This window comes from Pseudomonas sp. Bout1, from assembly GCF_034314165.1.
Lineage (GTDB): Bacteria > Pseudomonadota > Gammaproteobacteria > Pseudomonadales > Pseudomonadaceae > Aquipseudomonas.
Genome location: NZ_JAVIWK010000001.1, coordinates 3,145,394 through 3,170,311 on the forward strand (window position 1 = coordinate 3,145,394; position 24,918 = coordinate 3,170,311).

The following is a 24,918-nucleotide window of genomic DNA, read 5'->3' on the forward strand; positions in this document are numbered from 1 at the left end:
AATGTCGGGCGATTCTAGAAAGCGCTTTGGTTGCGGTCAACCATTCAGAAATTACGTACTAAATTCCGCGCGCTTAGAACGTATCTTTCCACGACCTCAAGCTAGCAAACACCTCACTCCCGGCCCGGTTATCCCGCCCATTCCGTTCGTCCGCTTTTTCTTTAACAGATGTTTCTGAGGTGCGCAGAAAAGGGTTAGTGAGTTTTTCCAGGGCCAAGGTCGAAGGCAGCGTAATCTCGCCGTTCGCCCGTAGTCGCCGCACGTTCTCCACCCGTTCGGCGATATCCGCGTTATGCGGTTCCACGGCCTGGGCGAATTTCAGGTTACTTTGTGTGTATTCATGGGTGCAGTACACCCGCGTGTCCGCTGGCAATGCTGCCAGGCGTTCCAGAGAGGTGTGCATTTGTTGCGGGGTGCCTTCGAACAGACGGCCACAGCCGGCGGCAAACAGGGTATCGCCGCAGAACAGCACACCCTCGTGAAAAAAGGCGATATGGCCGAGGGTGTGGCCTGGTACGGCAAATACCTCGAAGTCCCAGCCCAGCACCGTGATGCGGTCGTTGTCCTGGAGGGCCACATCCCGCGCGGGGATTTTTTCATTGCCCGGGCCGTAAACGGTGGCGCCTGAAACACTTTTCAGTTGTTCGACGCCGCCGACATGATCATGGTGATGGTGAGTCACCAGGATATCGCTGAGGGTCCAGTCGGGGTGCTGCTGGAGCCAGGCCAGCACGGGCGCGGCATCACCGGGATCGACCACGGCGCAGCGCTTGTTCGGCTGGTCCTGTAACAACCAGATGTAGTTATCGGTGAAGGCGGGCAGGGCACTGATCTGTATCATTCTTTGATTCGCCAAGCTGAACACATTGGTGCATCTTAGAACTTCTTGGCGAGTTGGAGAATGCAATGACTGATAAAGCGTTCGCCCAGGCCGATCCCGAGTGGCTGGCACTGATTGGTGCCGCCCGTGAATGGTTGTCCGGGCCTGTCGGGCAATTTTTACTGGATGAAGAGCGGCGCATGCTCGAAGACGAGCTGGGCCGGTTCTTTGGTGGTTACCTGGTGCATTACGGCCCGTCGGCACAAACCCCGCCGTCTGCGCCCCAGGTGCAGCGCAATGTGCGCCTGGGCGCGCCGCTGCCGGGGGTGGAAATTGTCTGCGAGGAGCAGGCCTGGCCGTTGAGCGAGCATGCCGCCGATGTGGTGGTGTTGCAGCATGGGCTGGATTTCTGCCTGTCGCCCCATGGTTTGCTGCGCGAAGCCGCCAGCAGTGTGCGCCCAGGTGGCCATTTGTTGATCATCGGCATCAACCCTTGGAGCAGTTGGGGTTTGCGCCATGTGTTCGCCCACGATGCGTTGCGCCAGGCGCGTTGCATCTCGCCCTCGCGCGTTGGCGACTGGTTGAACCTGCTGGGCTTTGCGCTGGAGAAACGCCGCTTCGGGTGCTATCGTCCGCCGCTTGCGTCTGCCAAGTGGCAGGGCCGGCTGGCTGGTTGGGAACGCAGGGCCGGTGCCTGGCAGTTGTCTGGCGGTGGTTTCTACTTGCTGGTGGCCCGCAAGATCGTTGTTGGCCTGCGCCCGGTGCGCCAGGTACGCCGCGAACCGATGGGCAAGCTGGTGCCGATGCCGATGGCCAAGGTCAATCGCAAGCAGAGCGAACAGTAAAAAATACCTTTTTGATTTCAGGTCGAGCTTCTCGACCTCGGGCCTTTGTCGGTCGATTATCGGCAACCCGCTTTGATGGATCCCGCTTTAATGGATAGTGAAATGACCGATAGCGTAGAACTCTTCACCGATGGCGCCTGCAAGGGCAACCCCGGTCCCGGCGGATGGGGTGCCTTGCTGGTGTGCAAGGGCGTGGAGAAGGAACTGTGGGGCGGCGAAGCCAACACCACCAACAACCGCATGGAGCTGATGGGCGCGATCCGTGGCCTTGAAGAACTCAAGCGTCGTTGCGACGTGTTGCTGGTGACCGACTCCCAGTACGTGATGAAGGGCATCAACGAGTGGATGGTCAACTGGAAGAAGCGCGGCTGGAAGACCGCCGCCAAGGAACCGGTGAAAAACGCCGACCTGTGGCAGTTGCTCGACGAGCAGTGCAACCGCCACAACATCACCTGGAAGTGGGTGCGCGGGCACATTGGCCACCACGGTAACGAGCGGGCCGACCAACTGGCCAACCGTGGCGTGGATGAAGTGCGCGGCTACAAGCAGAGCTGATGCCGGCCGACGTGTTAAGATCCCGCCCCTTCAAATGTACCAAACCGTTGAGAGCTGAACCCTGATGGCCATCCGATCTGTTGTACTCGATACCGAAACCACCGGCATGCCGGTGACCGACGGCCACCGGATCATTGAAATCGGCTGTGTCGAACTGATGGGCCGCCGCCTCACAGGTCGGCACTTCCACGTTTACCTGCAGCCGGACCGGGAAAGTGACGAAGGCGCCATCGGCGTCCACGGCATCACCAATGAATTCCTGGTAGGCAAGCCGCGGTTTGCCGAAGTGGCCGATGAGTTTTTCGAGTTCATCACCGGCGCACAGCTGATCATCCATAACGCGGCGTTCGACGTTGGCTTCATCAACAACGAATTCGCGCTGATGGGCGCAACCGACCGGGCTGATATCACCCAGCACTGCTCGATCCTCGATACCTTGATGATGGCCCGTGAGCGTCATCCGGGCCAGCGCAACAGCCTCGATGCCTTGTGCAAGCGCTATGGCGTCGACAACTCCGGCCGTGAACTCCACGGCGCCTTGCTCGACTCCGAGATTCTGGCCGACGTTTACCTGACCATGACCGGCGGCCAGACCAGCTTGTCGTTGGCCGGTAACGCCTCGGACGGCAACGGTTCGGCAGAGGGCTCGGGCAATCGCCCATCGGAAATCCGCCGCTTGCCAGCGGATCGCCAGCCGACTGCAATCATTCGGGCCAGCGAGCAAGACATGGCCGAACATGCGGCGCGCCTTGAGGCTATCGCAAAGTCCGCCGGCGCACCGGCGCTGTGGACCCAATTGACCCAGCCATAACCGTCACCCCAGTGCCAGCCCCTGGCTGGCCCTGATCAAGTCATACGCCTTGCGCGCAATCGGGTTCGCCGTGTTCGGGCGGATCCACAGGTAATACGTCACCTCCGGCATCCTCGGCAGCCCGTCGTTCTCCCCTAATACCCGCATGTCTGGCCCGAGCATTTCCATGCTTCGTGGGGTCACGCCCAGCCCTGCGCGGGTGGCCGCCTTGATCCCGATCAGGTTCGACGCCAGATACGCCTGGCGCCACGGAATGTTTGCCCGCTCCAGCGCCTCCAGGGCATAGCGCCGATAGATGCTCGGCTCATCCACCAGAATCAACGGCAGCGGCTCACTCGGCGAGTGAATATATTGCGCCGAACAAATCCACCACACCGGCGAAGTGCGCAACGCAAAGCCCTCCAGGTTGGCATCGGCACGGGTCGAAATCACCATGTCGACCTTGCCCCGGTGCAAGTCATCCATCAGGAACGGGCTGCGGCCCACGTCGATTTCCAGGCGCAGGCGCGGCGCCGAGCGGGCGATGTGGCTGAGGATCGGCGGCAATATGGTGTCGGCGATGTCGTGGGGCGAGCCGATACGCAGTACGCCGCTGAGGCTGCTTTCGCGCAGGGAGTTAAGCGCGTCGTCATTCAATGACAGCATCTGCCGGGCATGCCGCAACAACTGCATCCCCGGCTCCGTCAGCTGCTTTTGCCGGCCACGTTTTTCAAACAGGCTGACGCCCACTTGTTGTTCCAGGCGCTGCATATGCTGGGTGACGGAAGATTGTGTGCGCGCCAGGTGGGTGCCGGCTTCGGCAAAGCTGTGGTGGTCGACCACGGCGATAAAGGTGCGGAGCAGTTCAAGATCGAGGGTCGACATGGCCATTCCAGGGCATTTTTATATCAAGGGTGCGAAGATAAACATTACAGATGTTTATGTGTTGTTGCGCCGATTTTTTGCGCAGGCTAATGATTGCGAGTATATGGCCAAAGGCGAGGTCGCCCGTATACGGGAAGTTATAACGATATGAGATATTTGAATTTCCGTTAGCCCGGCACTCTCCCTAGCATGCCCCCACATCAGGTCGGGGTACGCCGATCACTAATCAGGGGGAGTTCCATGGGTTTTGTGCGCGCGGCGGTAAAACGAAGGTTGCCTGTGGTTCTGGGCGCGTTGATCGCCTTGGGCGGCAGCGCGGTGGCTCAGGCCGATGCGACCCTGGACAAGATCCAGCAGCGCCATGTGCTGGTGGTCGGCGTGCTGCTCTCCGGCGGGCCGTTTGGCGGCATCGATCCCACGACTCAAAAGCCCAAGGGCTTGAACGTCGACCTGGCCAACGAACTGGGCCGTCAACTGGGCGCCGAGGTGCAACTGGTGCCGGTTTTGCCGGCCAACCGCGTGCAGTTCCTGCAGCAGGGCAAGGTTGACCTGTTGATCGCCAATATGGAGTGGACCGCCGAGCGTGGCGAGATCCTGGGCTTCGTGCCAACGCCGTTCTACAAGATCGGCGGCACCGCAGCGGTGCTCAAGGACAGCAAGATCACCCGCTGGGCAGACCTCAAGGACCAGCCGGTGTGCACCTCCCAGGGCAGCAGCTACGTCAAGCCGCTGACCGAGTTGGGCGCGCAGATCAAAGCCTTCAAAAGCTCCTCTGAATCCCTGCTGGCCCTGCGCGGCAACAACTGCGTCGCCGCGGTGCATGACTCCACCCTGGTCAACCCGCTGATCAACGACAGCGTCGAATGGAAGGACTACCGCACCATAAGCCCCGAGCTGAACCCGGCGCCGTCGGTGATCTGGACCCGCCGCGGCGAAAGCGACACCCAGGCCAAACTCGACCCGATCGTCAAGGAACTGCACCGCAGCGGTTGGCTGATCGACGTCCAGACCCGCAATCACATCACCCCGGCGTCACCTGCGCTGGTGGAGTTGCAGCAACAGTTCAAGGGCGCCTGAGCATGAAATTAAACACCCTGAGCCTTCTCGGCCTGGCCTTGTGTGCAAGCCTGGCCCATGCCGACGCCACCCTCGACAAGATCCAGCAACGCCACGCCATCAGCGTCGGCGTGATTCTCAGCGGCCCGCCATTTGGCACCCTCGACCCCAAGACCGGCGAACACCTGGGCTACAACGTCGAACTGGCGAAAGGCCTCGGCCAGGCGCTGGGGGTGGAAACCAAAACCGTCTCGGTACTGGCGCCCAACCGTGTGCAGTTCCTGCAACAAGGCAAGGTCGACGTGCTGATCGCCAACATGCAGTACACCGACGAGCGCGCCGAGATACTCGACTACGTGCCCACGCCCTATGAAGAAGTCGGCGGCGCGGCGTTGATTCGCAAAGGCGCTGGCATCACCCAGTGGGCCGACCTCAAGGACAAGCCGGTGTGCGTGTCCCAGGGCAGCAACTTCATCAAGCCGTTGCAGGAAACCTACGGCGCGCAGATCAAGGCGTTCCGCAGCCAGTCCGAATCCTTGCTGTCGTTGCGCGGCAATGGCTGCGTGGCGGCGGTGCACGTCAGCCCGACCATGCACGCACTGCTCGGCGATGCCGAATGGTCCGGCTACGAAATTCCGTTGCCGGGGGATTTGATCCCGTCCAAATCCGTGATCTGGATCCGCAAGGGCGAGCACGACACCCAGGCCAGGCTCGACGCCATCGTGCGCGACTGGCATCGCAGCGGCTGGTTGATTGCCTTGGGCGAACGTACCGGCATGCCGCCATCCCAAGCCCTGCGTGATTTGCACGAGCAATACAGCCATGAGTGAACCGCTATTTGCCACCCTGCAACAACTGCTCGGCGCCGCCCATGTGCAGCGCAGTGGAGAGGCCGCCCAGTACCTCACCGACAAACAGGGCCGCTACACCGGCCGGGTGATCGCCGTGGTGCACCCGGCCAATACCGAAGAAGTCGCCGCCGTGGTACGTGCGTGCGTGGCGCTGGAGGCACCCATTGTCGTGCAGGGCGGCAACACCGGCCTGATGGCAGGCGCCACGCCGGATGCCAGCGGGCGTGCGGTATTGCTGTTGCTCGACCGTATGAACCGGGTGCGTGTGATCGATACCGACAACGACACCCTGACTGTCGAGGCCGGCTGCATCCTGCAAAATATCCAGGACGTGGCCCGTGAAGCCGGCCGCCTGTTTGCGTTGAGCCTCGGCGCCGAAGGCAGTTGCACGATTGGCGGCAACCTGGGCACCAATGCCGGCGGTACTGCCGTACTGCGTTATGGCAACACCCGCGAGCTGACCCTGGGCCTGGAAGTGGTGACCGCCGAAGGCGAAATCTGGAACGGCCTGCGCGGTTTGCGCAAGGACAATACCGGCTACGACCTGCGGGATTTGTACGTCGGCAGTGAAGGCACCCTCGGCATTATCACCGCCGCCACCCTCAAGTTGTTCCCGCTGCCCAAGGCCCAGGCCACCGCGTTGCTGGCCTTTGACGAGCTGGCCCAGGCAGTGGCGTTCCTGTCCCATGCCCGCGCCGGTTTTGGCGCGAACCTCACCGCTTTCGAATTGCTCAGTGCCGATTGCCTGGCCTTATTGCGCGAGCAGTTTCCCGAAGGCCCGCAACCGTTCCTGAAGGCCAGCCAGCCCTGGTTTGCCTTGCTTGAACTGTCGGATAACCACGGCGAAACCCACGCCCGCCAAGCGTTTGAAACCGTTCTCGGTGAAGCCTTCGAACAGTCATTGCTGGCTGACGCACTGATCGCTGAAAGCCTGGCGCAAAGCGAAGCCCTGTGGCTGCTGCGCGAAAACATGAGCGAGGCGCAGAAACGCGCCGGGCGCAATATGAAGCACGATATCTCGGTGCCCATCTCACAAGTTGTCGCCTTTGTGGCCCATACCGATGCGCTGTTGCAGGCGCATTTCCCCGGGGTGCGCAACTTCACGTTCGGGCACCTGGGGGACGGCAACCTGCATTACAACGTCGCCCACCCGCACGGGGTAACGGTGGATGAGCACATGCGCAACTACGCCGAACTGAGCCTGCTGGTACACGACAGCGCCCACGCCCACGGCGGCTCGATCAGCGCCGAGCACGGGATTGGCCAGCGCAAGGTCAGCCTGCTGGGCCGCTATAAAAGCCCGGTGGAGCTGGATTTGATGCGCCGCATCAAGCGTGCCCTCGACCCGAAAAACCTGCTCAATCCCGGCAAAGTCCTTGAGGTGCAGCCATGACCGTTCGCCTGTCCCAGCGGGTGCAGCGTGTGTCGCTGTCGGCCAACGCCGCCGCCAAATCCCGCGCCACCGAACTGCGTGACGCCGGCCGCGACATTCTCGACCTGACCACCGGCGAGCCGGATTTCGACACGCCCGACCACATCAAGCAAGCCGCCTACGCCGCCATCGCCGCGGGCGCCACCAAATACACGCCGACACCTGGCGTAAAAGCCTTGCGCATTGCGGTGCAACGCAAGTTGGCCGAAGAAAACCACCTGGACTATTCGCTGCCCAACATCGTGATCGCCAATGGCGCAAAACAAATCATCTTCAATGCCTTCGCTGCCACCCTGGATGAGGGTGATCAAGTGCTGGTGCCGACGCCGTACTGGCCGTCGTTCCCCGACAGCGTGCGGTTCAATGGTGGTGAGCCGGTGTTTATCGAGTGCGGGCTGGAGCAGGGCTGCAAGCTGCTGCCGGTTCAACTGGAGCAGCACATCAATGAGCGCACGCGCTGGCTGATTCTTAATGGCCCCGGCAACCCGAGTGGCGCGGTCTATAGCGAGGCTGAACTGCAGGCGCTGGCCGAGGTGCTGCGTCGCCATCCCCAGGTGCTGGTGCTGCTGGATGAACTCTACGAACACATTCGCTTCGACGGTCGCCCGGCCCAGAGCCTGCTGAACGTTGCGCCGGATCTGCAGGACCGTTGCCTGTTGGTGGGTGGCGTGTCCAAGACCTATGCCATGACCGGCTGGCGCATCGGTTTCGGCGCCGGGCCGCAAACCCTGACCAGCGCCATGGCCGTGGTGCAATCGCAATCGACCTCCGGTGCGTCTTCCGTCGGGCAAGCTGCCGCGCTGGCCGCGTTCACTGGCGGGCTGGGCTTTTTGGCCGAGCAGGTGGCGGCCTACCAACTGCGCCGCGACCTGTTGATGATGGCCCTCGGCACCGTCGACGGCCTGGAAGTGCTCGAACCCCAAGGCGGTTTTTTCGTGTTTGTGCGCTGCGCCGGTTTGCTCGGCCGTTATCGCCCGGACGGACAGCAGTTGAAGGATGATGGTGACGTGGTGGCTTATTTGCTGGAGGAGGGCGTGGCCGGAGTAGCCGGCAGTGCCTACGGCCTGTCGCCGTGGTTTCGCCTGTCCATCGCCACGGCGACCGACAGCGTGGCCGAGGCCGGGCGCCGTATCGCCGTCGCCTGCGGCAAACTGCGGGGCGCCGAATGAGTCATTGGCTGGAGATTTTTGTGCACTGGGCCGCGGGTATCGGCCTGAACTACAGCTTCCTGCTGGATGCCTATCAGCGCGGCACCCTGGAGCAGGGCGCGCTGACCACCGTGCTGTTGTGCCTGTTCACCATCGTCGGCAGTTTGTTGGCGGGGATCAGCCTGGCGGCGCTGCTGACTTCGGGCAACCCATGGCTGGCCAAACCGGCGCGGGTGTTTATCGAAGTCACCCGCAACACCCCGACGCTGGTGCAGCTGTACTGCGCGTTCCTGGTACTGAACATGCTGCTGACCCAAGCAGTCGGCGCCGCCAACCCGCTGACACCGTTTGCCTGGGTAGTGATCGTAATCTCGCTGCACAAAGGCGCGTTCCATGCCGAAGCCCTGCGCGCCGGCATCGAGGCGGTACCTGCGGTGACGCTTGAAGCCGCCAGTTCCCTGGCCTTTAGCAGCCGGCAATTGTTGTGGAATGTGCAACTGCCCTTGGCCCTGCGCTTTGCCTTGCCGTCGCTGATCAACAACCTGATCGATCTGGTGAAAATGACTGCCGTGGCCTCGGCCATTGCCGTGGGCGATATCACCTACGCGTCCATCATGATCTGGACCCAGAGCGACAACGTGCTGGAGCTGATGATTTTGATCCTGAGCTTTTTCGGTTTGCTGAGTTTTACCGTCAATTGTGTGGGGCGCTGGCTGGAAGCGCGCCTGAGGATGCCCGGCTATGGCCATTGATTCATTCCCGGTGCTGTCAGCGTTGCTGCAATGGTCGCCGGCGCTGGTCAGCGGTTTCGGCCAGAACATCCTCATCAGCCTGGTGGCGATTGCCCTTGGCTCGCTGCTGGGGCTGATGGTGGGCGCGTTGGCCCTGTCGCCACTGCGCCTGCTGCGCTTGCCGGCACGCATCTGGGTGCAGGTTTTTCGCAACGCGCCGTGGCTGGTGCTGATCTATTTCACCACCTACGTGTTCCCGTTCGAGATCCATATCGGCAGCAGCTACGTGTCGTTCCCGGACTGGGTCAAGGTGACCATTGGCCTGGCGTTGCCGGCCAGCGCCAACGTGGCCGAGATCTTTCGCGGCGCCATCGCCTCGATCCCCAGCACCCAGTGGGAAGCCGCGCGGTCACTGGCGTTCACCCGAGGCCAGATCTTCCGCTCGATCATCCTGCCGCAGTGCTTCAAGCGCATGTTGCCGCCGTGGATGAACCTCTACGCGGTGGTCACCATGGGCACCGCGCTGGCCTCGCTGGTGGGTGTGCATGACGTGATCGACACCGCGCAGATCGCCAGCAACACCGTGAACATGACCGGCTTTACGGTGGTGATCTACCTGAGCCTGCTGGTGCTGTTCTTTGCCTATTGCTACCCGATTTCCCGTTTGACCCAACGCCTGGAGCGCCGCTATGCCTTCTATTGAACCCCTGGTCAGCCTGCGGGACTTGCAGCTGTCGTTCGGTGACAACCGGGTGCTCAAGGGCATCGACCTCGACGTGCATCGCGGCCAGGCGGTGTCTATCATCGGCCCGTCCGGCTCGGGCAAGTCGACCATCCTGCGTTGTATCACCGGGCTGTTGCAGCCCCAGCGCGGGACCATCCGCGTGGGCCAAACCCGGGTCGATACGCTGACCCAGGAAGCCCAGCGCATCGAGTTGCGCAAGCGCGTCGGCTTTGTGTTCCAGCAATACAACCTGTTCCCGCATTTGTCGGTGCTGGAAAACCTGGTGATCGCCCCGCGCAAGGTGCTCGGCCGCAGCCGCGCCGACGCCGAGAAAGACGCGCGGGCGCTGTTGGCCAAGGTGCGTATGGAGCACAAGGCCGATGCCTATCCCGGCCAACTGTCCGGCGGCCAACAGCAGCGCGTGGCGATTGCCCGGGCGTTGGCGATGCGCCCGGAACTGATTCTGTTCGATGAAGTGACCTCGGCCCTGGACCCGGAAACCGTCGGTGAAGTACTGACGGTGATTCGCGAACTGACTGAAGAGGGCATGACCTGCGTGCTGGTGACCCATGAAATGCGCTTCGCCGAAGAGATCAGCGACATCGTCTACTTCACCGAAAACGGCGTGATTGTCGAACACGGCAGCGCCGAGCAGATCTTCCAGCGCCCTACCAGTGAGCGCACCCAGGAATTCCTACGCCATGCCTTGGGTGATCCCGGCCGTCGCCCGCCGGTCGCCAGCGATCCGTACCTGCTGACCAACCTTAGCCGTTACACCCTGTCTGTCTAACAAGAGGAACCTCGTCATGAGTACCGCAAACCGTGCCGCCGTTATCGAAGAGTTTCTGCAGCAGATCCGCGTCATCAACCAGCGCGGCGTAGACCGCGCGGCCCTGGTGGAAATCGTCGAGCTGCTGGAATCCCTGGCCGAGCGTCGGGACCTGTTCAACTTCAGTGAATTCCCCGCGCCGGTGCCGGGGCAGGGCAGCACTGCTTTTCGTTATCGCCTGAACGACGATGGCGACACCCCGACCCTGTACCTGAACTCGTTGCTGCCGGGCAAAAGCACCATCCCCCACAACCATGAAACCTGGGCAATCATCAGTGCCGTTGAAGGCCAGGAAATCAACTATGTGTATGGCCGCAAAGATGAAGGGCGTGATGCCGGTTTCACCACTCTGACGCTTGAGAAGGAAGTCATCGTACAGCCGGGCACCTCCATTTCATTCCTCGGTGAAGACCTGCACGGGATTCGCGTCGAAGGTGAGCAGGCGACCTTGCACTTCCACCTGTACGGCTTGCCGCTGGAATCCCTCAATGGCCGTTACGGCGTTGAAGCAGACGGGCGGATCCTCAACTACAACGCCTCGCAGATGGCCCCGTCGATCAAGGCCTACGCCTGAATACGCTACTCACGTGTGGTGAAAATCGCTCTATGTGGGAGCTGGCTTGCCTGCTATTGCATCGACGCGGTTTACCTGATTCACCGCATCGCCTGCGTCGCAGGCAAGCCAGCTCCCACTTTGGTCCGCGTTCATCCAGGGGTTTTTATGATTGATCTGTATTACTGGCCCACCGGCAACGGCCTGAAAGTCGGCATCCTGCTTGAAGAGCTGGAGGCGCCGTACCGCCTGATTCCCGTGAACATCCGCGAAGGTGCGCAGAAGCAGGAAAGCTTCCAGCGCATCAGCGCCAACGGGCGGATCCCGGCGATTGTCGACCACCGCCTTGACGCACCCCTGAGCCTGTTCGAATCCGGGGCGATCCTGAATTACCTCGCCGACCAGGCCGGGCGCTTCCTGCCGCCCGCCGGCAGCGCCGAGCGCCAGAAAGTCCAGGAATGGCTGTTTTGGCAGGTGGGGCACATCACCCCGTACCTTAGCCAGCTGCAACTGTTCAAGGAAAAGGCCCCGGAACCGATTCCCTTCGCCCTGGACCTGCTGAACGCCGAAGCCACGCGCCTGTATCGGGTGCTGGAGCAGCGCCTGGCCGAAGTGCCGTATGTGGCGGGCGAATATTCGGTGGCCGACATGGCGATCTTCCCGTGGATCCAGCCCCTGCGCCAGGGCCAGGACTTGGAGGACTACCCGAACATCCAGGCCTGGCGCCAGCGTATCAAGGCGCGCCCGGCGGTCCAGCGGGCCTACGCCAAGGGCCGTGAAGTGGCCGCCGGCGAGCGTTCGTTGGCCTTGCAGTAACCCATCTCTTTTTTTGCGGGACTTTCATGAGCCAGACCATCACACCCGGGCAATTGCAACAATGGCTGTTCGACGGCCAGGAAATCGCCCTGTTCGACGTACGCGAGCACGGCCAGTACGGCGAGGCCCACTTGTTCCACGGGGTAAACCTGCCCTATAGCCGCCTGGAGCTTGAGGTGCAGCGCCTGGCACCGAATCCTCAGGTGCGCCTGGTGATTTACGACCAGGACGGCGGTGATGTGGCGGCGCGCACGGCGTTGCGCTTGCAGGCGTTGGGCTACCGCCATGTGCATGTGCTGGAAGGTGGCGCGCACGGTTGGCAGGCAGCCGGCCTGCAACTGTTTGCCGGGGTGCATGTGCCGTCAAAAGCCTTTGGCGAGTTGGTGGAGGAGGCCAGCCATACGCCACATGTCACCGCGCAGCAATTGGCGGCCTGGCAGGCCACGGGCGAGCCATTGGTGGTACTGGACGGCAGGCCGTTCGATGAATACCGCAAGATGACCATACCCGGTTCCATCTGCTGCCCCAACGGTGAGTTGGGCTACCGCGTGCACGACCTGGTGCCGGATGAGACGACGCCCATCGTGGTCAACTGCGCCGGTCGTACCCGCAGCATTATTGGTGCCCAGACGCTGATCAACCTCGGCGTGAAGAACCCGGTTTATGCGCTGGAAAACGGTACTCAGGGTTGGTACCTGGCCGATTTCAAACTGGAGCATGGCAGTACCCGGCGTTATGCCGATCAGGTCTCGACAGGCCTGGGCCAACAGCGCGAGGCTGCCCGGCAACTGGCGGAGCGGGCAGGGGTGGTCGCTGTCAAGGCGGATCAGGTTCGGCAATGGGCGGCTGATGCGGCCCGCAGCCTGTTCCTGTGTGATGTGCGTACCGCTGAAGAGTTTGCCGCCGGCAGTTTGCCGGGGGCGCAACACACGCCGGGCGGGCAGTTGGTTCAGTCGACCGACCTGTACATCGGCGTGCGTCAGGCGCGGGTGGTGCTGGTGGACAGCGACGGCGTGCGTGCGCCGATTGTCGCCAGTTGGCTGCGGCAATTGGGGCATGAGGCGTATGTGCTGGAGGGTGGCATCCACAGTGGTCTGGCGTTGCCGGTCAAGCAGGGTGTGCCGTTCAAGGCGTTGCCAGAGATCTCGGTGCAGGCGTTGGCCGATGCACTGAAAGACGACGCCGTGGACTTGGTGGACCTGCGTTCGAGCATGGTCCATCGCAAGGGCCGGATTGCCGGTTCGCGTTGGTCGATTCGTTCGCTGTTGACCGCCAATGCGCGCCCTTTGGTGCTGCTGGCCGATGACCCGGCACTGGCCGCTTTTGCCGCGCAGGATTTGGGTGAAGGCGTGCGCTTGCTCGACGGCGGGTATGCAGCCTGGGTCGCAGCCGGTTTGCCGGTGATCGAGGATGCACAAACGCCACCGGATAACCTGTGCATCGACTTCCTGTTCTTCACGCATGACCGCCACAGCGGCAACAAGGACGCCGCCCGCCAGTACCTGGCCTGGGAAATCGGCCTGTTGGCGCAGATGAGCGCAGCGGAAATCGCCAGCCTCAAACCCTTGCTGCCGGCATCACGCGTGCGCACCCGGCTGATTCATGCCGCGCGTACTGAAGGCGGCAGCGGCGGCCGGGCGGTCAACGTACCCGTTACCCGCCTGAGCACCGTGCTGTTCGACAACCTGGCGCAGATGCGCGACGCCCGTTCCCGGCGCGACAGCGAGCGCGTCTTGAGTTACGGCGCACGCGGCAATCCCACGGGGTTTGCCCTGGAAGACCTGGTCACCGAACTGGAAGGCGGCTATCGCACCCGATTGTATGGCACGGGCCTGGCCGCAGCGGCGCAGACGTTCCTGGCCTACCTGCGGCCCGGCGATCATGTGCTGATCACCGATGCGGTGTATTCGCCGGTGCGCAAGCTGGCGCGCGAATTCCTCCAGCCATTCGGCATCGAAGTGAGTTACTTCAGCCCGGACGGCAGTGGCCTGGAAGCGCAACTGCAAACCAACACCAAAATGGTCTATGCCGAAGTACCGGGTTCGCTGCTATATGAATTGTGCGACCTCCCGGCGATTGCCGCACTGTGCAAGCCACGTGGCATCTTGCTGGCGGTGGACAACACCTGGGGCTCGGCGTACCTGTATCGTCCGCTGGCGTTGGGTGCCGATATCTCGATCATGGCCCTGACCAAATACCTCGGTGGCCACAGCGATGTGATGATGGGCAGCGTCTGCACCACTGAAGCGGCATGGCCGGCGCTGGCAAGGATGAGCGACACGTTTGGCAATGCCGTCAGTGCCGATGACGCCTACCTGATCCTGCGTGGCGCGCGCACCCTGGCTTCGCGGCTGGACGTGCATGAGCGCCAGGCGCTGTCGATCGCCCAATGGTTGCAGGCGCAGCCGCAGGTCAAGCGGGTGTTCCATCCGGCGCTGGCAGACCATCCTGGCCATGCGCTGTGGAAGCGTGACTTCAGCGGCAGTAACGGTTTGCTGTCATTTGAGCTGAACAGTGCGGATGCCGGTTACGTCGAGCGGTTTATCGACGGCTTGCAGTTGTTTGGCCTGGGTGCATCCTGGGGCGGTTATGAAAGCCTGGTGACCCTGGCAGAGACGCAGGATCGCGAGAGTGCCGCCGACCGTGGGTTGAACCCTGTGGTGCGCCTGCATGTGGGATTGGAGGATGTGGCTGCGTTGGTCGAGGACTTGCAGCGCGGGTTCGTGGCGGCGGGGCGTTAGGCCAGCGGTCATGACAATTTGCGTCTGACCATAGGTGCCAATCGAACTTTGTGTTTAACTTCGGCACCTGAAATTCGTTTCACTACCACCACTAGAAGGATTCCGTTCATGGCTCAAGTTACCCTCCGTGGCAACCCTGTCCAGGTCGAAGGCGAGTTGCCACAAGTCGGCGCCAAGGCGCCAGACTTCACCCTGACTGCCGGCGATCTGTCTGACGCAACCCTGGCGACCTTTGCCGGCAAGCGCAAAGTGCTGAACATCTTCCCAAGCGTTGATACCCCGACTTGCGCCACGTCGGTTCGCAAGTTCAACACCCAGGTCAATGACGTGGCCAACACCGTGGTGTTGTGCATCTCCACTGACCTGCCATTCGCCCAGGCGCGCTTCTGCGGCGCCGAAGGCCTGGAAAACGTGAAGAACCTGTCGGACTTCCGTGAGGCAGCATTCGCGGTCGACTACGGTGTAGCGATTGCCAGCGGCCCGCTCAAAGGCCTGACCGCCCGTGCCGTCGTGGTACTGGACGAAAATGACAACGTGTTGCACAGCGAACTGGTCAGTGAAATTGGCCAAGAGCCTAACTACGAGGCAGCCCTGGCTGTCTTGAAGTAACTGTAACTACGCGTGACTGTCGTTTTGCAGTAACACGTGTGATGCATGATTGCGGCCTGGCCTAGTCCAGGCCGTTTTTATTTGTGCTTCAGATGTTTAGCCAGATAGCCAATGGACTAAGCAAAGAAGTTAAAAGTTGTAATCCAAGGTAAATAGCCGGTAAAGGCGCTTCTCTTAACGCGCTCCAGTGCTTATCTTTCAGCCTCCCAAAGAAGAAGCTCTCGCGCCCAATGGTTGATCACTCCATGCAATCCACCCCTCGTCACTCCCGTCGCTGGCTGTTCGGCCTGCTCGTGCTGCTGGTTATTGCCGGCCTGTGCTGGAAATTCTGGCCCGGCAGCCATAAAGACAGCGCCGAGAAGAAGCCCGCCGGGCATGCTGGCAAATCGGGCATGATGCGCCCGGGCTTTGGTGGTTCTACCGGCCCGGTGCCGGTGCGCGTGGCGCCCGCGGTGTTGGGTGAGTTCCCGGTCTACTACAAGGCGTTGGGCACGGTCACGGCATTGAACACCATCAACGTGCGCAGCCGGGTAGGCGGCGAACTGGTCAAGATCGCCTTTGAAGAAGGGCAGATGGTCAAGGCCGGCGATCTGCTGGCGGAAATCGACCCGCGCAGCTACCAGAATGCCTTGCTCCAGGCCCAGGGCACGTTGCTGCAAAACCAGGCCCAGCTGAAAAACGCCCAGGTCGACGTGCAGCGTTATCGCGACCTGTATGCGCAAGACAGTATCGCCAAGCAAACCCTGGACACCGCCGAAGCGCTGGTGTTGCAGTACCAGGGCACGGTCAAGACCAACCAGGGCGCGGTGGATGACGCCAAGCTCAACCTCGAATTCACCAAAATCCGCGCCCCGATCACCGGGCGTGTCGGCCTGCGTCAGGTGGACGTGGGTAACCTTGTGGCCGCCAACGACACCACCTTCCTGGCGGTGATCACCCAGACCCAACCCATCAGCGTGGCTTTCACGCTGCCGGAAAACACCCTCGAAACCGTGCTGGCGCGTTATCACGCCGGTAACAAGCTGCCGGCAGAAGCCTGGGACCGTGGCGATGTGGCGTTGAAGGCCACTGGCGTGCTGCAAAGCCTGGACAACCAGATCGACGTCACCACCGGCACCCTGAAGTTCAAGGCGCGGTTCGATAACAAGGACCAGGCGCTGTTCCCCAACCAATTCGTGAACGTGCACCTGCTGGCCGACACCCTGCATAACGTGGTGCTGGCGCCCTCGGCGGCGATTCAGTTCGGCAACACCGGCACCTTTGTCTACGTGCTCGACGGCGACAAGAAGGTCAAGGTACGTGCGCTGGTGATCGGTGATTCCGACGGCGACAACACCGTGATCAAGGATGGCCTGGCCGCCGGCGACCGCGTGGTGCTCGAAGGCACCGACCGGCTGAAGGACGGCAGTGAAATCGAAGTGGTCAACGACAGCACGCAAGTGCCCACCACCCCGACCGAACACCTTCAGGGCCAGCCGGCAGCCAAGGCGCAGCAAGGTCCGGCAGACGCCGGCAAGGCGCAAAAGGGCGGCAAATGAATCTCTCGCGGCTGTTCATCCTTCGCCCGGTAGCCACCACCCTGAGCATGCTGGCCATTGTCTTGGCCGGTGCGATCGCCTATCGCCTGCTGCCGGTCTCGGCCTTGCCCCAGGTTGACTACCCGACCATCCGCGTGATGACCCTGTACCCCGGCGCCAGCCCGGACGTGATGACCAGCGCGGTAACGGCGCCCCTGGAGCGTCAGTTCGGGCAAATGCCCGGCCTGACCCAGATGGCGTCCACCAGCTCCGGCGGCGCCTCGGTGCTGACCCTGCGTTTCAACCTCGACATCAACATGGATGTCGCCGAGCAACAGGTGCAGGCCGCGATCAACGCCGCCACCAACCTGTTGCCCAAGGACTTGCCGGCGCCGCCGGTGTACAACAAGGTCAACCCGGCGGACACCCCGGTACTCACCCTGGCCATCACCTCCAAGACCATGCTGCTGCCCAAGCTCAATGACCTGGTCGACACGCGCATGGCACAGAAAATCGCGCAGATCAGCGGCGTGGGCATGGTCAGCATCGCCGGTGGCCAGCGCCAGGCGGTGCGGATCAAGGTCAACCCCGAGGCACTCGCGGCCAACGGCCTGAACCTGTCGGATGTGCGCACGCTGATCGCCGCGTCCAACGTCAACCAGCCCAAAGGCAACTTCGACGGCCCCACGCGGGTGTCGATGCTCGACGCCAACGACCAGTTGGTCTCGCCCAAGGAATACGCCGAACTGATCCTTGCCTACAACAATGGCGCGCCGTTGCGGCTCAAGGATGTGGCACAGATTGTCGACGGCGCCGAGAACGAGCGCCTCGCGGCCTGGGCCAATGAAAACCAGGCGGTACTGCTGAACATCCAGCGCCAGCCCGGGGCCAACGTCATCGAGGTGGTGGACCGGATCAAGGCATTGTTGCCGAGCATCACCGACAACCTGCCGGCGGGGCTGGAGGTGACGGTGCTCACCGACCGTACCCAGACCATCCGTGCCTCGGTCAAGGACGTGCAACACGAATTGCTGATCGCCATCGCCCTGGTGGTGATGGTGACGTTCCTGTTCCTGCGCCGTTTCAGCGCCACTCTCATTCCTTCTGTCGCGGTGCCACTGTCCCTGGTGGGTACCTTTGGGGTGATGTACCTCGCCGGTTTTTCCATCAATAACCTGACCCTGATGGCCCTGACCATCGCCACCGGTTTTGTGGTGGATGACGCCATCGTGATGCTGGAGAACATCTCCCGCTATATCGAGGAAGGCGAGACGCCCATGGCGGCGGCGCTCAAGGGCGCCAAGCAGATTGGCTTCACCCTGATTTCCCTGACACTGTCGCTGATTGCGGTATTGATCCCGCTGCTGTTCATGGCCGACGTGGTCGGGCGCTTGTTCCGTGAATTTGCCATCACCTTGGCGGTGGCGATCCTGATTTCCCTGGTGGTGTCCCTCACACTTACGCCGATGATGTGCGCGCGTTTGCTCAAACGCGAACCGAAGGAAGAAGAACAGGGCCGTTTCTACAAGGCCAGCGGTGCCTGGATCGACTGGCTGGTCGCGGCCTACGGGCGCAAGTTGCAGTGGGTGCTCAAGCACCAGCCGCTGACCCTGCTGGTGGCCATTGCCACCCTGGGCCTGACCGTGGTGCTGTACCTGGCGGTGCCCAAGGGCTTCTTCCCGGTGCAGGACACCGGCGTGATCCAGGGCATTTCCGAAGCGCCGCAGTCGATCTCTTTCGCGGCCATGAGCCAGCGCCAACAGGAACTCGCGAAGATCATCCTCCAAGACCCGGCGGTAGAGAGCCTGTCGTCCTATATCGGGGTGGATGGGGATAACGCTACCCTCAACAGCGGCCGGTTGCTGATCAACCTCAAGCCCCACGGCGAACGGGACCTGAGCGCGGCGCAGATCATCACGCGCCTGCAACCGCAACTGGACAAGTTGGTGGGTATCCGCCTGTTCATGCAGCCGGTGCAGGACCTGACCATCGAAGACCGCGTCAGCCGCACCCAGTACCAGTTCAGCATGTCTTCGCCGGACGCCGAGCTGCTGGCGCTGTGGAGCGACAAGCTGGTGCATGCCCTCAGCCAGGTGCCGGAACTCTCCGACGTCGCCAGCGACCTGCAGGACAAAGGCCTGCAGGTGTACCTGGTGATCGACCGCGACGCAGCATCGCGCCTTGGCGTGTCGGTTTCCACCATCACCGATGCGCTGTATGACGCGTTCGGCCAGCGGCAGATTTCCACCATCTATACCCAGGCCAGCCAGTACCGCGTGGTGTTGCAGGCCCAGTCCGGCGAAACCCTCGGCCCGGCCGCCCTGAACCAGATCCACGTGAAAACCACCGACGGCGGCCAGGTCCGGCTGTCGAGCCTGGCCCATGTGGAGCAGCGCCAGGCGCAGTTGGCAATCGCGCATATCGGCCAGTTCCCGGCGGTGATGATGTCGTTCAACCTGGCCCCCGGCGTGGCTTTGGGCAAAGGCGTGGAGCTGATCAACCAAGCCCAGAAAGACATCGGCATGCCGGTGGGTGTGCAGACCCAGTTCCAGGGCGCGGCCCAGGCGTTCGAGGCTTCGCTGTCGAGCACCTTGCTGCTGATTTTGGCGGCGGTGGTGACCATGTACATCGTGCTGGGGGTGCTCTACGAGAGCTACATCCACCCGATCACCATTCTCTCGACCTTGCCGTCGGCGGCGGTGGGGGCCTTGCTGGCCTTGCTGCTCAGTGGCAATGACCTGGGGATGATCGCGATTATTGGCATCATCCTGTTGATCGGCATCGTGAAGAAGAACGCGATCATGATGATCGACTTCGCCCTCGACGCAGAACGCAACCAGGGCCTGGACCCGCAAACCGCGATCTATCAAGCGGCGCTGTTGCGGTTCCGGCCGATCCTGATGACCACCCTGGCGGCGCTGTTCGGTGCCGTGCCGTTGATGCTCGCCACCGGTTCCGGCGCCGAATTGCGCCAGCCGCTGGGCCTGGTGATGGTCGGCGGGTTGCTGGTAAGCCAGGTGTTGACGCTGTTTACCACACCGGTGATCTACCTGTATTTCGACCGCCTGGGGCGGCGCTGGCGCAAAGAGCCGGTGCGCCTGGAGCCGGTTGAGTCATGAACCTGTCCGGACCGTTCATTCGCCGGCCGGTAGCGACCATGCTACTGAGCCTGGCGATTATGTTGCTGGGTGGCGTGGCGTTCAACTTGCTGCCGGTGTCGCCGCTACCGCAGATCAACTTCCCGGTGATCGTGGTATCGGCGAGCCTGCCCGGGGCCAGTCCCGAGGTCATGGCCTCCACGGTGGCAACGCCGCTGGAGCGATCTTTCGGGGCGATTTCCGGCATCACCACCATGAGCAGTTCCTCGAGCCAGGGCTCCACACGGGTGATTCTGGCGTTCGACTCCGACCGCGACATCAACGGCGCCGCGCGGGAAGTGCAGGCAGCCATCAATGCCTCGCGCAACCTGCTGCCCAGCGGCATGCGCAGCATGCCCACCTATAAAAAGATCAACCCGTCGCAGGCGCCGATCATGGTGCTGTCGCTGACCTCGGACGTGCTGCCCAAGGGCCAGCTATACGACCTGGCCTCGACCATCCTGTCGCAAAGCCTGTCCCAGGTGCCGGGCGTGGGTGAAGTACAGATCGGCGGCAGCTCCTTGCCCGCCGTGCGTATCGAGCTTGAACCCAAGGCCCTCGACCAGTACGGCGTGGCCCTGGACGATGTGCGCAACACCATCGCCAATGCCAACGTGCGCCGCCCCAAGGGCTCGCTGGAAGACAGCCAGCGCAACTGGCAGATCCAGGCCAACGACCAGCTGGAAAAGGCCAAGGACTACGAACCGCTGCTGATTCGCTACCAGAATGGCGCGGCCCTGCGCCTGGGCGACGTGGCCAGGATCAGCGACGGGGTGGAGGACCGCTACAACAGCGGCTTCTTCAACAATGATTCGGCGGTGCTGCTGGTGATCAACCGTCAGTCCGACGCCAACATCATCGAGACGGTTAAACAGATCAAGGCCCAGTTGCCGGCATTGCAGGCGGTGCTGCCGTCCAGCGTCAAGCTGAACCTGGCCATGGACCGCTCCCCGGTGATTACCGCCACATTGCATGAAGCCGAGATGACCCTGCTGATTGCCGTGGCCCTGGTGATCCTGGTGGTGTACCTGTTCCTCGGTAACTTCCGCGCTTCGTTGATTCCTACCCTGGCGGTGCCGGTGTCGCTGGTGGGCACGTTTGCGGTGATGTACCTGTTCGGCTTTTCGCTGAACAACCTGTCGCTGATGGCGCTGATCCTCGCCACCGGCCTGGTGGTGGACGATGCCATCGTGGTGCTGGAGAACATCTCCCGGCATATCGACGACGGCGTGTCGCCGATGAAAGCGGCGTACCTGGGCGCCAAGGAAGTCGGCTTTACCTTGCTGTCGATGAACGTGTCGCTGGTGGCAGTGTTCCTCTCCATCCTGTTCATGGGTGGGATCGTCACCAGTTTGTTCCGCGAATTTTCGATCACCCTGGCGGCGTCCATTATCGTCTCGCTGGTGGTGTCGCTGACCCTTACCCCAATGCTCTGCGCCCGCTGGCTCAAGCCCCATGTCCCGGGGCAGGAAACCGGTTTGCAGCGCTGGAGCGAGAAGGTCCACGCACGCATGGTTGCCGGCTACGCCCGCAGCCTCGACTGGGTACTGCGCCATCGGCGCCTGACCCTGTTCAGCCTGTTGGTCACCATTGGGGTCAACGTAGCGCTGTACGTGGTGGTGCCGAAAACCTTCATGCCCCAGCAGGACACCGGCCAGTTGATCGGTTTTGTGCGCGGTGATGACGGATTGTCGTTTGGCGTGATGCAGCCGAAGATGGAAATCTTCCGCCAAGCGGTACTCAAGGACCCCGCGGTACTGAGCGTGGCGGGCTTTATCGGCGGCAACAACGGTACTAATAATGCGGTGATGCTGGTGCGGCTCAAACCCATCAGCGAGCGCAGGATTTCTGCGCAGGGGGTGATCGAGCGGTTGCGTAAAGATGTGCCGCTGGTGCCGGGCGGGCGGCTGTTTTTGATGGCCGACCAGGACCTGCAGTTTGGTGGCAGCCGCGACCAGACCACCGCGCAGTACTCCTACATCCTGCAAAGCGGTGACCTCGCTGCCTTGCGGCTGTGGTACCCGAAAGTGGTCGCCGCCTTGCGCGAGTTGCCGGAGCTGACCGCTATCGACGCGCGTGAAGGCCGGGGCGCGGCGCAGGTAACCCTGATTGTCGACCGCGACCAGGCCAAGCGCCTGGGCATCGACATGAGCATGGTCACGGCGGTGCTGAACAACGCCTACAGCCAGCGCCAGATTTCCACCATTTATGACAGCCTCAACCAGTACCAGGTTGTGATGGAGGTCAACCCCAAATACGCCCAGGACCCGATTACCCTGAAGCAGATGCAAGTCATCACCGCGACAGGCGCACGGGTGCCGCTGTCGACCATTGCCCACTACGAAAACAGCCTGGCCGATGACACGGTTCGCCATGAAGGGCAATTCGCCTCGGAGAACATTGCGTTCGACATGTCCCCCGGTGTCACGGTAGAGCAGGGCACGGCCGCCATCGAACGGGCGATTGCCAAGGTGGGCTTGCCCGAAGATGTGATTGCGAAGATGTCCGGTACCGCCGACGCCTTCGCCGCGACCCAGAAAGGCCAACCGTTCATGATCCTTGGTGCGCTGGTGGCGGTATACCTGGTGCTGGGGATTCTGTACGAGAGCTACATTCACCCGCTGACCATCCTGTCGACCTTGCCGTCGGCAGGCGTCGGTGCGTTGTTGTCGATCTATGTGCTGGGCGGCGAGTTCAGCCTGATCTCGCTGCTGGGGCTGTTCCTGTTGATCGGTGTGGTGAAGAAAAACGCGATCCTGATGATTGACCTGGCGCTGCAACTGGAGCGCCACGATGGCCTGAGCCCGCTGGAATCGATTCGCGCTGCGTGCCTGGTGCGACTGCGGCCGATCCTGATGACCACCCTGGCGGCGATCCTTGGCGCCTTGCCGTTGCTACTGAGCACCGCCGAAGGTGCGGAAATGCGTCAGCCCCTGGGCCTGACGATCATCGGCGGCCTGATCGTCAGCCAGATCCTGACCCTCTACACCACACCTGTGGTTTACCTTTATCTCGACCGCCTGCGCCACCGTTTCAACGGCTGGCGCGGAGTGCGTACCGATGCTGCCCTGGACACTGCGCTATGACCGATTCAACGTTTCCCACCGTGCAACGTCTGGCCATGACTCGCGGGTCCAGGTTGTTGAGCCTGGCCCTGTGTGGCGTGATCCTCAGCGCCTGCGCCGTCGGCCCGGATTACCAGCGCCCCGAATTGGCCGAGCCGGCGCAGTACAAGCAAGCCCAGGGCTGGCGCCAGGCGGCGCCGAGCGACTCGTTGGCCCGGGGGGCCTGGTGGGAGCTGTATGGCGACAAACAACTCAATGAGCTGGTAGAAAAACTCAACAGCTCCAACCAGACCGTGGCCCAGGCCGAAGCGCGTTATCGCCAGGCGGCATCGCAGGTGCGCAGTGCCCGCGGGGCGTTTTTCCCGACCGTCGACCTGAGCGCCGGGAAAACCCGTGCCAGCCAGGGAACCGGCAGCAGCAACGCCAGCCTGAGCAGCTCCAGCAGCGGCATTCGCGACACCTTGAACGCTCAGTTGGGTGTGAGTTGGGAAGCCGATATCTGGGGCAAATTACGCCGGGGCCTGGAAGCCAATGAAGCCAGCGCCGAAGCCAGCGCCGCAGACCTTGCGGCAATGCGCCTGAGCCAGCAGTCGGAACTCGTGCAGGATTACCTGCAATTGCGGGTCATGGACGAGCAAACCCGCTTGCTGCAAGCCACGGTGGACACCTACCAGCGCTCGCTGCAAATGACGCAGAACCAATACCGCGCCGGTGTCTCGGGCAAGGACGCGATTGCCCAGGCCCAGACCCAGCTGAAAAGCACCCAGGCCAGCATGATCGACCTGATCTGGCAGCGGGCGCAGCTGGAGAACGCGATTGCCGTGCTGACCGGTATACCGCCGGCCAACTTCAACCTGGCCGTGAGCCAGGACATTCCGGCGCTGCCGCAGATTCCGGTGAGCCTGCCGTCGCAACTGTTGGAGCGTCGCCCGGATATCTCCCAGGCAGAGCGCTCGGTGATCGCGGCCAATGCCAACATCGGCGTGGCCAAGACCGCCTACTACCCGGACCTGACCTTGAGCCTGGCCGGCGGCTATTCCAGCAGCACCTACGCCGACTGGATCAGCCTGCCGAACCGCTTCTGGTCGGTGGGGCCGAAACTCGCCATGACCCTGTTTGACGGCGGCCAGCGCTCGGCGGAAGTCGACCGCGCCGAAGCGTCCTACGACGAAACCGTGGCCAAGTACCGCCAGACCGTGCTCGACGGTTTTCGCGAAGTGGAAAACTACATGGTGCAGCTCAAGGTCCTGGAAGACGAGGCGGTTGTCAGTAACGAGGCCCTCGAAGCTGCCCGGGAATCCCTGCGCCTGACCCAGAACCAGTACAAGGCCGGCCTGATCGCTTATCTTGATGTGGTCACCGTGCAAGCGACGGCTCTAAGCAACGAGCGTACGGTACTGACCCTGCTGCAAACCCGGCTGGTTGCCAGCGTGCAACTGATCGCCGCACTGGGCGGTGGTTGGGATGGGCAGATGCAACTGAGCGACAAAAAGTAAGCAGCGCTCGCGCAGGTGTATCCCCTTGTGTGGGAGCAGCTTACTGTGGTGAACGAGCCTACTGTGGTGAGCGAGCCTACTGTGGTGATCGGGCTTACTGTGGTGAATGAGCTTACTGTGGTGAGCGGGCTTGCCCCGCGCTGGGCTGCGAAGCGGCCCCAATCCCATTCACCCAGTTCGCGCTAAAGCCCCCAACCCCCAACCCCCAAATCCCCCTGTTCGAACCCGCCTCGCAACCCAACGCTGGTCAAGCCCGCTAACCACAATTTGAATGATGGCCATACGACAATATTTCAGGTGTACAAGAATTATTCTCGC

The 24,918-nt window shown here is 62.2% G+C and carries 20 protein-coding genes; 18 read left to right on the forward strand and 2 right to left on the reverse strand.

Annotation, left to right across the window (positions count from 1 at the left end; all coding sequences use genetic code 11):
• Window positions 1-73 precede the first annotated feature (73 nt).
• Window positions 74-841, reverse strand: coding sequence for a hydroxyacylglutathione hydrolase (gloB, locus tag RGV33_RS14755; protein WP_322148677.1), 768 nt, complete (start codon window positions 839-841; stop codon window positions 74-76).
• 65 nt (window positions 842-906) lie between these two features.
• On the opposite strand from gloB, the gene RGV33_RS14760 reads away from it, so the two are divergent.
• From RGV33_RS14760 to dnaQ, 3 genes are all read left to right on the forward strand, one after another.
• The gene (locus RGV33_RS14760; protein ID WP_322144889.1) at window positions 907-1,665 is read left to right on the forward strand and encodes a methyltransferase domain-containing protein; all 759 of its coding nucleotides are present in this window, start codon (window positions 907-909) and stop codon (window positions 1,663-1,665) included.
• 102 nt (window positions 1,666-1,767) lie between these two features.
• Window positions 1,768-2,220 carry a ribonuclease HI gene (gene rnhA / locus RGV33_RS14765; RefSeq protein ID WP_069075857.1) on the forward strand — a complete coding sequence of 151 codons (453 nt, stop codon included), beginning with the start codon at window positions 1,768-1,770 and terminating at the stop codon, window positions 2,218-2,220.
• A 70-nt stretch (window positions 2,221-2,290) separates the two neighbouring features.
• Entirely contained in the window at window positions 2,291-3,031 is a 741-nt protein-coding gene (gene dnaQ / locus RGV33_RS14770; RefSeq protein ID WP_322148678.1) for a DNA polymerase III subunit epsilon, read from the forward strand.
• 3 nt (window positions 3,032-3,034) lie between these two features.
• Here the strand turns inward: dnaQ and RGV33_RS14775 are convergent, their stop codons facing one another.
• Window positions 3,035-3,895 (reverse strand): LysR substrate-binding domain-containing protein, encoded by an 861-nt coding sequence (locus RGV33_RS14775; RefSeq protein WP_003207477.1) that lies wholly within the window; start codon window positions 3,893-3,895, stop codon window positions 3,035-3,037.
• A gap of 240 nt (window positions 3,896-4,135) precedes the next feature.
• On the opposite strand from RGV33_RS14775, the gene RGV33_RS14780 reads away from it, so the two are divergent.
• From RGV33_RS14780 to RGV33_RS14850, 15 genes are all read left to right on the forward strand, one after another.
• Complete coding sequence (locus RGV33_RS14780) at window positions 4,136-4,972, forward strand: transporter substrate-binding domain-containing protein (protein WP_322144890.1); 837 nt, start codon at window positions 4,136-4,138, stop codon at window positions 4,970-4,972.
• 2 nt (window positions 4,973-4,974) lie between these two features.
• Window positions 4,975-5,781 (forward strand): transporter substrate-binding domain-containing protein, encoded by an 807-nt coding sequence (locus tag RGV33_RS14785; RefSeq protein ID WP_322144891.1) that lies wholly within the window; start codon window positions 4,975-4,977, stop codon window positions 5,779-5,781.
• Window positions 5,774-7,195 carry an FAD-binding oxidoreductase gene (locus tag RGV33_RS14790; RefSeq protein ID WP_322144892.1) on the forward strand — a complete coding sequence of 474 codons (1,422 nt, stop codon included), beginning with the start codon at window positions 5,774-5,776 and terminating at the stop codon, window positions 7,193-7,195. The genes RGV33_RS14785 and RGV33_RS14790 overlap by 8 nt, the downstream gene beginning before the upstream one ends.
• On the forward strand, window positions 7,192-8,403 hold the full coding sequence (locus RGV33_RS14795) for an aminotransferase class I/II-fold pyridoxal phosphate-dependent enzyme (RefSeq protein ID WP_322144893.1): 1,212 nt from the start codon (window positions 7,192-7,194) through the stop codon (window positions 8,401-8,403). The genes RGV33_RS14790 and RGV33_RS14795 overlap by 4 nt, the downstream gene beginning before the upstream one ends.
• Window positions 8,400-9,134 (forward strand): amino acid ABC transporter permease, encoded by a 735-nt coding sequence (locus tag RGV33_RS14800; RefSeq protein WP_322144894.1) that lies wholly within the window; start codon window positions 8,400-8,402, stop codon window positions 9,132-9,134. Before RGV33_RS14795 ends, RGV33_RS14800 begins: the two co-directional genes overlap by 4 nt.
• Window positions 9,124-9,816, forward strand: a complete 693-nt coding sequence (locus RGV33_RS14805; protein WP_322144895.1) for an amino acid ABC transporter permease — start codon at window positions 9,124-9,126, stop codon at window positions 9,814-9,816. The genes RGV33_RS14800 and RGV33_RS14805 overlap by 11 nt, the downstream gene beginning before the upstream one ends.
• Complete coding sequence (locus RGV33_RS14810) at window positions 9,803-10,627, forward strand: amino acid ABC transporter ATP-binding protein (RefSeq protein ID WP_322144896.1); 825 nt, start codon at window positions 9,803-9,805, stop codon at window positions 10,625-10,627. Before RGV33_RS14805 ends, RGV33_RS14810 begins: the two co-directional genes overlap by 14 nt.
• A 16-nt stretch (window positions 10,628-10,643) precedes the next feature.
• Window positions 10,644-11,240, forward strand: a complete 597-nt coding sequence (locus tag RGV33_RS14815) for a cysteine dioxygenase (RefSeq protein WP_322144897.1) — start codon at window positions 10,644-10,646, stop codon at window positions 11,238-11,240.
• Window positions 11,241-11,387: 147 nt separating this feature from the next.
• Window positions 11,388-12,035: a glutathione S-transferase family protein gene (locus RGV33_RS14820; protein ID WP_322144898.1), complete on the forward strand. Its 648-nt coding sequence runs from the start codon at window positions 11,388-11,390 to the stop codon at window positions 12,033-12,035.
• A gap of 26 nt (window positions 12,036-12,061) precedes the next feature.
• Window positions 12,062-14,776, forward strand: coding sequence for a cystathionine beta-lyase (gene metC, locus RGV33_RS14825; RefSeq protein WP_322144899.1), 2,715 nt, complete (start codon window positions 12,062-12,064; stop codon window positions 14,774-14,776).
• 108 nt (window positions 14,777-14,884) lie between these two features.
• Window positions 14,885-15,385, forward strand: a complete 501-nt coding sequence (gene tpx, locus RGV33_RS14830) for a thiol peroxidase (RefSeq protein ID WP_322144900.1) — start codon at window positions 14,885-14,887, stop codon at window positions 15,383-15,385.
• A 230-nt stretch (window positions 15,386-15,615) separates the two neighbouring features.
• Window positions 15,616-16,923 (forward strand): MdtA/MuxA family multidrug efflux RND transporter periplasmic adaptor subunit, encoded by a 1,308-nt coding sequence (locus RGV33_RS14835; protein WP_322144901.1) that lies wholly within the window; start codon window positions 15,616-15,618, stop codon window positions 16,921-16,923.
• Entirely contained in the window at window positions 16,920-20,021 is a 3,102-nt protein-coding gene (locus RGV33_RS14840; protein ID WP_322144902.1) for an MdtB/MuxB family multidrug efflux RND transporter permease subunit, read from the forward strand. The genes RGV33_RS14835 and RGV33_RS14840 overlap by 4 nt, the downstream gene beginning before the upstream one ends.
• Window positions 20,018-23,125: an efflux RND transporter permease subunit gene (locus RGV33_RS14845; RefSeq protein ID WP_322144903.1), complete on the forward strand. Its 3,108-nt coding sequence runs from the start codon at window positions 20,018-20,020 to the stop codon at window positions 23,123-23,125. Before RGV33_RS14840 ends, RGV33_RS14845 begins: the two co-directional genes overlap by 4 nt.
• A complete protein-coding gene (locus tag RGV33_RS14850) occupies window positions 23,122-24,600 on the forward strand; it encodes an efflux transporter outer membrane subunit (protein WP_322144904.1) in 1,479 nt (492 codons plus the stop codon). The genes RGV33_RS14845 and RGV33_RS14850 overlap by 4 nt, the downstream gene beginning before the upstream one ends.
• Window positions 24,601-24,918: the final 318 nt, after the last annotated feature.